General features: G+C 61.1%; 9 protein-coding genes. 7 read left to right on the top strand and 2 right to left on the bottom strand.

The genetic code is table 11. The features are described 5' to 3' along the window. On the top strand, positions 1–180 hold a 180-nt coding region (locus UCMB321_RS31245; RefSeq protein ID WP_209437189.1), incomplete at its 5' end, for a hypothetical protein. 463 nt (positions 181–643) lie between these two features. Then, on the top strand, positions 644–928 hold the full coding sequence (locus UCMB321_RS18300; protein WP_040069516.1) for a hypothetical protein: 285 nt from the start codon (positions 644–646) through the stop codon (positions 926–928). A gap of 163 nt (positions 929–1,091) precedes the next feature. Here UCMB321_RS18300 and hglS read toward each other — a convergent pair whose 3' ends face one another. After that, entirely contained in the window at positions 1,092–2,492 is a 1,401-nt protein-coding gene (gene hglS / locus UCMB321_RS18295; protein WP_040069514.1) for a 2-oxoadipate dioxygenase/decarboxylase HglS, read from the bottom strand. A 378-nt stretch (positions 2,493–2,870) separates the two neighbouring features. On the opposite strand from hglS, the gene UCMB321_RS18290 reads away from it, so the two are divergent. The 3 genes from UCMB321_RS18290 to UCMB321_RS18285 are packed head-to-tail and all read left to right on the top strand — an operon-like array spanning position 2,871 to position 4,426. Further along, complete coding sequence (locus UCMB321_RS18290) at positions 2,871–3,302, top strand: organic hydroperoxide resistance protein (RefSeq protein WP_040069513.1); 432 nt, start codon at positions 2,871–2,873, stop codon at positions 3,300–3,302. A gap of 49 nt (positions 3,303–3,351) precedes the next feature. Further along, on the top strand, positions 3,352–3,474 hold the full coding sequence (locus tag UCMB321_RS31610) for a hypothetical protein (protein WP_280806658.1): 123 nt from the start codon (positions 3,352–3,354) through the stop codon (positions 3,472–3,474). A 43-nt stretch (positions 3,475–3,517) separates the two neighbouring features. After that, the gene (locus UCMB321_RS18285; protein WP_040069512.1) at positions 3,518–4,426 is read left to right on the top strand and encodes a LysR family transcriptional regulator; all 909 of its coding nucleotides are present in this window, start codon (positions 3,518–3,520) and stop codon (positions 4,424–4,426) included. Here the strand turns inward: UCMB321_RS18285 and UCMB321_RS18280 are convergent. Further along, positions 4,415–6,619 (bottom strand): OsmC domain/YcaO domain-containing protein, encoded by a 2,205-nt coding sequence (locus tag UCMB321_RS18280; RefSeq protein ID WP_040069509.1) that lies wholly within the window; start codon positions 6,617–6,619, stop codon positions 4,415–4,417. The two genes, UCMB321_RS18285 and UCMB321_RS18280, sit on opposite strands and share 12 nt — an antisense overlap. Before the next feature lie 216 nt (positions 6,620–6,835). Here UCMB321_RS18280 and UCMB321_RS18275 point away from each other — a divergent pair, with 216 nt between their 5' ends. Both UCMB321_RS18275 and UCMB321_RS18270 read left to right on the top strand, forming a co-directional pair. Continuing rightward, entirely contained in the window at positions 6,836–7,336 is a 501-nt protein-coding gene (locus tag UCMB321_RS18275) for a sigma-70 family RNA polymerase sigma factor (protein WP_040069507.1), read from the top strand. Between the two features lie 26 nt (positions 7,337–7,362). After that, entirely contained in the window at positions 7,363–8,346 is a 984-nt protein-coding gene (locus tag UCMB321_RS18270) for a FecR family protein (RefSeq protein WP_040069529.1), read from the top strand. Positions 8,347–8,355 lie beyond the last annotated feature (9 nt).

The raw sequence follows: 8,355 nt of genomic DNA, 5'->3' as shown, positions 1-8,355 counted from the left end.
AATGGCGTAGCGCAATGGAAATACCGCCGCCAGCAGCGGGCAGGTGCCGGGTTTGAAGGTGTATTTAGTCATGAGCTGATGGCCTCGAACAGGCCTTGGGAGTCAAGGCGAGTGAGCCTGAACAAGAGGGCGATGATGGGCGCTGAAGTGAACATCCGTAGTCCTTTACTCAGTCAGTAAAGGTCGGATTCTGCGTGTCCTAAATGGTGGGTTGAATAGGTCTGATCAAAAACAGAAAAACCTTACAGCGCCTGGTTAAAAAGGCTGACTCGATGGCTGAATGTCTTGTCGCAGAGGGTGAAAATGCCATTGCTGGCTATGTCAGTGGCACGTATTTCAGGGTGTAAAAGCGGCAGCTATTCGGCGAGTTGCTGGACTATAGTTCGGCGGTCATCGACGAATCGGTGACCGGTCTTAGCCGATCGAAATACATGCTATTGGATGCACAAGCGCCTCCAGTACAATGCGGGCGCTTTTTGTCGCTTTGCGTTTTGCTATGGCGGCTGTGCGCGGGACACCTTCGGGTGTGCCGGGTTGTCCCAAAGTATGTCCCGGTCGGCTAACCCGCGTGCAGCTGCCACCCTCACTTGTTTAGCCGCAAAAGGGTGGTCGCTATTCAGCCTACATACTTTGGATTTGAATCATGACCAATTTCCGCCCGCTGCAAAGCAACCTCACCCAAGTCCCCGTGCTCTACCTCAAGCTCGATGTCCCGGTGCGTGACCTCTACGAATTTGCCATACAGCGCCTCAAGGCGGCTCGTGATCTGAGTCACAGCCTGACCTGCATGAGTATCGGCAACACCTGTGATCGCGATCTCCAGCACTTCGCCGCAGCGGGTTATCTGCTGTTGCAGGATGGCTGCGATGCGTTGGATGCGATGCAGGGGCGGTTCACGGATCGGCAATCAAGCGCCTTGCAGGCCTGATTGAACAAAACACGTGGCTCTGAAAACACCACGTGACCTGTAGGAGCCGGCTTGCTGCGGGCGGCGTTCCGACGATGAGGCTCGTGAGACTTGCATCGCCTGATCGGTCGCTATCGCCGGCAAGCCGGCTCCTACAAGGTCATGCCGCGTTCGCAGGCGTGTGTCAGACCAACGGAGCGATATTCAGCCGGGTCGAACACGCCAGCAACGAGCGCCGCTGCGTCGCCGCATACAGTTGCAATTCATCGATGGTTTCCCGCCCCAGCGCCCGGTGGAACTGCTCCCGGTTGGAGTTGCCGGCGTAATGCGCCTGCGCGTCATCCCCCAGGTTCGACTGGAAGATCCCCGCTGCGCTCACCGGCAGGAAGTCCTCGTACACCAGCGGCTCGAAACTCACCTGGCCGGCGTCGATCAAGGCTTCGAGCTCGCGCAGCGGCAGTTCGCTGCTGCGCGCCGCGATGCCTTTCTCGGTGGGGAAGTAGCGGAAGTACGCCAGGCCCTGCTTGCGCATCTCGCTGTAGCTGTCGGGGAAGGCCTTGAAGGTGTTCGCCATGATCGCGTCATAGCGCGCGGCATTGGCCTCGCTGGGAAAGTCACCGAGCTCATCCCGTGCGGCGTTCAGCAAGCGGTCGTACAACGCGCGACCCTTGGGCGTCAGCGCCGCGCCGCGTTGTTCGATTTCGCCGAAACGGGCCGAGTGGCTGCCGGTTTCAGTGGCGCCCTGGCCGATGAAGGTGATGGCTTCCTCCAGCGCCTTGAAGCTGGTCTGGCGCAACAGGATCGGGCACTCGCGCCGGGGCGGGCCTTCGATCACCGCCTTGGGGGTGATGCCCTTGCCCGGCATGGCCGCCTGTACGGCGTCGATGTCCAGGGTGCGCGGGGTCAGGTGGTTGATGTGCGGCCCCTTGAACGCCACCACGTCGGCGATCAGGCGGTGCTGGGCATTGAGCTTCTTGTACTCTTCCAGCGACACCGTGGCGCTGTTGTGCCAGCGGAAGGTTTCCAGCGCCTGCTGGACGAATTCGGCGGCATCGGCGGAATCGAGGCCGCCATTCATTTCGGCCTTTTCGATCAGCTCGATGGTGCGCGGGGTGAAGATATTCCGTCGGCTCAAGATCCATTCGGCGAATTCCCGCAATCCGTCTTCCTCGATCAGCTCCAGGCGCAGCAGCGAGGTGAAGACGCGAAACGGGCTGACCTGCAAGGCACTTTCATGCACCGCGCGAAAGGCCGTGGAATGCACCGGTACACCGGCCGGGGTCAGGTCGTAATAGCCCACCGGCTCCATGCCCATCACCGCGAACAATCGGCACAGGGTTGCCAGTTCCGCCGCCGTGCCGACACGAATGGCACCGTGGCGCTCCATGTCCAGGCGGCGGATTTCGCCGGTCTGCCGGAGACTGTCGGCCACTTGGGCATTGTTGCTCAGCACCTGTTCGTTGATCTGCGCGACCAACTCCATCAGGGCGCCGTAGAGGGGCACTTCGGTCTTGTACATCTGCGACATGGCACGGGAAAAATGCGCGCGGATTTCGTCGGGGTGGGCGAAGACAGCGGTGCTCATCGGGTGGTTCTCCGCAAAATCGGAATGACTGAACGTGGGCTGAATTCTGCGGGTGCTCAGGCGTGGGTTCAAACGAATTAAGGTCCAGGCATCATTCCAAAAAGGACTGACCTCGGCTCAAGGGCCCGCCGTGGCGCACGGCTGACGGAGGAAAGTCTGAGCCACATCCGCCCATGCGACGGCACGGGCTGCGGCGGTTTGTATCGGACTGTGTATGAGCAGGCCCTGGAAACACTGAGCCAACCTTGAGCGCAATCAGGACACAGACGAGATACAGGCCGGCGTTTAACTGCGTCTACCCGATAACGCCGTCGCTTTGCACGGGCCGATCGGGATTGGACCGACACACTTTTTCCCCTCATCACCCAGGAGTACATCATGTCTCTCGAAACCATTCTTTATGCGGGTCAGACTTCCGTGACCGGCGGCCGTGAAGGCCGGGCCCTCTCCACCGACGGCGCTCTCGATGTGCAGTTGTCCACGCCGCGCGAACTCGGTGGTGCCGGAGGTCCTGGCACCAACCCCGAGCAATTGTTCGCCGCCGGTCACTCGGCCTGCTTTCTGGGGGCCATGAAACGGGCCGCGGTTCAGGCCAAGGTCGCCTTGCCGGCGACCACCCGGGTGACCAGCAAGGTGGGGCTGGGCAAGGACGCCGGCGGTGGCTTTGGCCTTGAGGTCGAGTTGCGTATCGCCATTCCGGGATTCTCCCGCGATCAGGTACAGGCATTGGTGGATCAAGCCCACCAGATCTGCCCATACTCGCTGGCTATTCGCGGCAACGTCGATGTCACGCTGATCGTCGAGGATTGACCGATGGGGCGGCTGCAAGGCGTATTACCTGATCAACGCCAAGGGGCAGGTGCGCTACAGCCATTTTGGCGAAGGCGCTTATGCCGAGCAGGAAAAGCAGATTCAGGTGCTGCTGACGGAGGCCAGGGAGGGACGGGACGGCTCGCTGCCGGAGGAGGATGTGGAGCGATAATGTATTAATCTAGGTGCCTTCCTTTGCAAGTAGTACAAATCGGATGAATATCAACCAGGCCGATCTCAACCTGCTCAAAGTCTTCGAGGCCTTGCATGACGAGGGCAGCGCCAGCCGTGCGGCGTTGCAGTTGGGGTTGACCCAGTCAGCCGTCAGCGCCGCCTTGAATCGCCTGCGCACGATGTACGGTGATCAGCTTTTCGTGCGTACCGGCAGGGGCTTGTCGCCCACCCTGATCGCCAACCAGCTCAAGCCGGTGATCTCCGATGCCTTGAATAAATGTCGCCACAGCTTTTCCCTGGTCCAGCCTACCTTGGCCAGCTATGAGGGACGCTCGGTGACCATCGGCCTGTCCGACGACTTTGAAATTGCCCTCGGTCGCAAGTTGATTGAAACCGTGGCACAACGGGCGAAGAACCTGCGGCTGATCTTTCGGCAAACCCACAGCCAGATCGCGGTCGATGCGCTGATGGAGCGCCAGTTCGACTTGATCATTACCGCGGGCGGCGTGCCGAATCGGTTGCTGGGTCGACAGCTGCTCGGGGAGGGCGGCTACGCCTGCCTGGTGGATCGGGGTAGCCTGGACGACAGCGCAGCGCTCGACCTGGAGGACTATGTCGCCCGTGAACACATCCTGATTTCCTCGGGGGGCTTTATCGGCATCGTCGATGAGGGGCTGGCGGCAAGAGGACTCAGCCGCAGGGTGGCCACCGCCACGACGCATTTCGCGGCATTGCCCTTCCTGTTGAAGGGCTCGTCGGCGGTCGCGACCTTGCCCACCCATGCCGCCCGGGCGATCGCCCGGTTATGCGATATCCGGATGGTCCCTTGTCCCATCGAGCTACCGCACTATCCCATCGAGCTGGGCTGGCGCACCCACGCACAGACGGATGGCGCGGTGCTCCTGGTCAAGCAGGCGATTATCGACAGCTTCGCGCTATCAACTGGATAAGGCCGCCACATTGGCCCGCGCCGTATGCAGTTTCTTGTAGCTGTCGATCAGTCGCAGGTGCCTGTCGAGCCCTTCCAGTTTCATGCTCGTAGGCGTCAAGCCGAAGAAGCGCACGCTGCCGTCCACCGAGCCCAGCACGGCGTCCATCCGCGGGTTGCCAAACATCCGGCGGAAATTGACCTCGTAATCGTCCAGCTCCAGCTCGTCGTCCAGCAGCACCTCCAGCACCACGTTCACGGCCTGGTAAAACAACCCGCGCTCGACTGTGTTGTCGTTGTACTGCAGGAAGGCTTCCACCAGCTCTTTCGCTTCTTCGAATTGCTGCAAGGCAAGCTGAATCAGCAGCTTCAACTCCAGGATCGTCAGCTGGCCCCAGGCCGTGTTGTCGTCGAATTCGATGCCGATCAAGGTGGTGATGTCGGTGTAATCATCCAGCTCGCTGTCTTCCAGGCGCTCGACCAGCGCGACCAGCTCGGCATCGTCCAGGCGATGCAGGTTCAGGATGTCGGCGCGGAACAACAGTGCCTTGTTGGTGTTATCCCAGATCAGATCATCGACCGGATAAATTTCCGAGTAGTCCGGCACCAGGATACGGCAGGCCGTTGCGCCCAGATGCTCATACACCGCCATGTACACTTCCTTGCCCATCTCTTCGAGAATGCCGAACAAGGTCGCGGCTTCCTCGGCATTGGAGTTTTCACCCTGCCCGGAGAAGTCCCACTCGACAAATTCGAAATCGGCCTTGGCACTGAAAAAGCGCCACGACACCACACCGCTGGAATCGATGAAGTGTTCAACGAAGTTGTTCGGTTCCGTCACCGCGTTACTTTCAAACGTGGGCTGAGGCAAATCGTTCAGACCTTCGAAACTGCGGCCCTGCAGCAGTTCCGTCAGGCTGCGTTCCAGCGCCACTTCAAAGCTCGGGTGCGCCCCGAACGAGGCAAACACGCCGCCGGTGCGCGGGTTCATCAAGGTGACGCACATCACGGGGAATTCCCCGCCCAGCGACGCATCCTTCACCAGCACCGGGAAGCCTTGCTCTTCCAGGCCCTGAATCCCGGCCAGGATGCCGGGGTATTTCGCCAGCACTTCCTGCGGCACATCAGGCAGGGCGATTTCACCTTCGAGGATTTCGCGTTTCACCGCGCGCTCGAAGATTTCCGACAGGCATTGCACCTGGGCCTCGGCCAGCGTATTGCCGGCACTCATGCCGTTGCTGAGGAACAGGTTTTCGATCAGGTTGGAGGGGAAATACACCACCTCGCCGTCCGACTGGCGCACATACGGCAGCGAACAGATGCCGCGCTCCATGTTGCCGGAGTTGGTGTCGTACAGGTGCGAACCACGCAACTCGCCCTCGGGGTTGTAGATCTGCAGGCAGTACTCGTCGAGAATTTCCGCCGGCAGCGCATCTTTGCGACCCGGCTTGAACCAGCGTTCATCCGGGTAATGCACGAACGCCGCATTGGCGATCTCTTCGCCCCAGAACTGATCGTTGTAGAAGAAATTACAGTTCAGGCGCTCGATGAACTCGCCCAACGCCGACGCCAGCGCGCCTTCCTTGGTCGCGCCCTTGCCGTTGGTGAAACACATCGGCGAGTGTGCATCGCGGATATGCAGCGACCAGACGTTGGGCACGATGTTGCGCCACGAAGCGATTTCGATCTTCATGCCCAGGCGGGCCAGGATGCCCGACATATTGGCGATGGTTTGTTCCAGCGGCAGGTCTTTGCCCACAATGTAGGTGCCCGTCTGCGAAGCCTGATTCGGCATCAGCAACGCCTGGGCATCGGCATCCAGGTTTTCCACCTCTTCAATCACGAACTCAGGCCCGGTTTGTACCACCTTCTTTACCGTGCAACGGTCGATGGAACGCAAGATGCCCTGGCGGTCCTTGGCGGAGATATCCGCCGGCAACTCGACCTGAATCTTGAAAATCTGGTTGTAGCGGTTTTCCGGATCAACGATGTTGTTCTGCGACAGGCGGATATTATCGGTGGGGATATTGCGGGTCTCGCAGTACAACTTCACAAAGTAAGCCGCACACAAGGCCGACGACGCCAGGAAGTAATCGAACGGACCCGGTGCCGAGCCATCGCCCTTGTAGCGGATCGGTTGATCGGCCACCACCGTGAAGTCATCGAACTTGGCTTCAAGTCGAAGGTTGTCGAGAAAATTGACCTTGATTTCCATGCGGGATTACCAGAATAACGAGCTAAACGATTTGGCCGCCATTATCCGTGCTTTCAGCCGGAAGTCTTGTGCTTTCGGCAATGGCCGCTGACCGGCGCCACGCGCCCGGGGGTTGTCGCGTCGGCATGAGCGGCGGGCCCCGCGAGCGCTGGAATGAATTGCGGCTATTAATGCGAAGCATTACTATTCGTGCTCCCGCCTTCATAGCCCATCGCCATGAATCTCCAGCCACCCCGCAGACCCGGTTTTTTCGAGCATTACGAAGAGTTGATCGGCACCTGGACCCGTCGGCTGAGAAACCGTCAGCAAGCCGAGGATCTGGCGCACGATACCTTTGTGCGGGTGCTGGAAAGCCAGGCTGCCGGCGTCGAGCAACCACGGGCTTACCTGCACCAGACCGCACGCAATATCGCGGTGGATGCCTATCGTCGCGAAGACCGGCGCGGGACCCTGGAACTGCAAGCGATTGATCACGGCGCGCCGCCCACCGGCGACCCGGAGCATTTCATGCACGCGTTCCAACTGGCCGACTCCATCGAGCGGGCCCTGGGCGAGTTGCCCATCAACTGCCGCAAGGCCTTTGTCTGGCAGAAGATCGAGGGCCTGACCCAGGCGGAGATCGCCGAGCGCCTCGGGCTGTCCAGGAATATGGTGGAGAAGTACATGATCCGTACCCTGCGCCATCTGCGCGAGCGCCTGGATGGAGCGGATCAATGAAGGACAAGGCGATGCAAACTCCACCCATGATGGATACCCGCGATTGCACGTGCGATCCGGCCACGGTTCGCGATGAGGCCGCCACCTGGTTCGTGCGGGTGCAGGAAGCGCCGTTGAGCGCCGGCCAACAGGCCGAGTTCGACGCCTGGCGCCATGCCCATCCGTTGCATCAGGAGGAGTTCGATCTGCTCCAGGGGCTCTGGAGCGCCACCGACCTGCTGCCCAAGGCGCGTTTGCAGGCACTCTGCGAGGCGCCGCCTACGCGGGCCAGACGCCGGCCGCTGCTGCGTTATGTGCTGGCCGCCGGAGTGGGGGCGGTGGCCTTGGGCCTGGGCCTGTTCAGCGGCTTGAATCACCCGGCCCCCTACAGCGCGACGTTCGTCACGGTGCTCGGCGAGCGCCGCCAGGTGGCCTTGCCCGACGGTTCGATCATCGACCTCGACAGCCGCAGCCGGGTGCGGGTGGATTACCAGCCGGACCGCCGCAACGTCGAGCTGGAGCAGGGCGAGGCGATGTTCAGTGTCGAGCACGACAGCAGTCGGCCGTTCGTGGTGCAGGCCGGGGTCGGCAAAGTCACGGTTACCGGCACGCGCTTCGATGTGCGCCGCGATCCGGCGCAAACCCGGGTGGTGGTGGAAGCGGGAACGGTCAAGGTCCAGGGTCGCGAGGCGTGGGATGAGGATTTCGTCAACCTCACGGCGGGCCAGGGCACCCGGGTTGACGAGCGGGGCCGGGTTGCGCCGGCGGAACCGGTGAATGCCGGAGAACTCACCGCCTGGCGCAGCGGCAAGCTGGTCTTCAACAATGCCCGCCTCAGCGATGTGGTGCAGGAAGTCTCGCGGTATCGGGACAAGCCCCTGGGCGTTGCCTCCCCGGCGGTGGGCAACCTGCGCTTGACCTGCGTGTTCAAGACCAACGACACCGAGGCCTTGCTCAAGGCCTTGCCGAACATCCTGCCGGTGGCGGTGCGCACCCGTGCCGACGGCGGCCAGGAAGTTTTTTCACGTTAGATTCAGGTT

Origin of the sequence: Pseudomonas batumici, from assembly GCF_000820515.1 — a bacterium.
GTDB classification, from domain to species: domain Bacteria; phylum Pseudomonadota; class Gammaproteobacteria; order Pseudomonadales; family Pseudomonadaceae; genus Aquipseudomonas; species Aquipseudomonas batumici.
The sequence above is the reverse complement of the archived record's forward strand: the minus strand, read 5'-3'. Positions and strand labels throughout refer to the sequence as shown.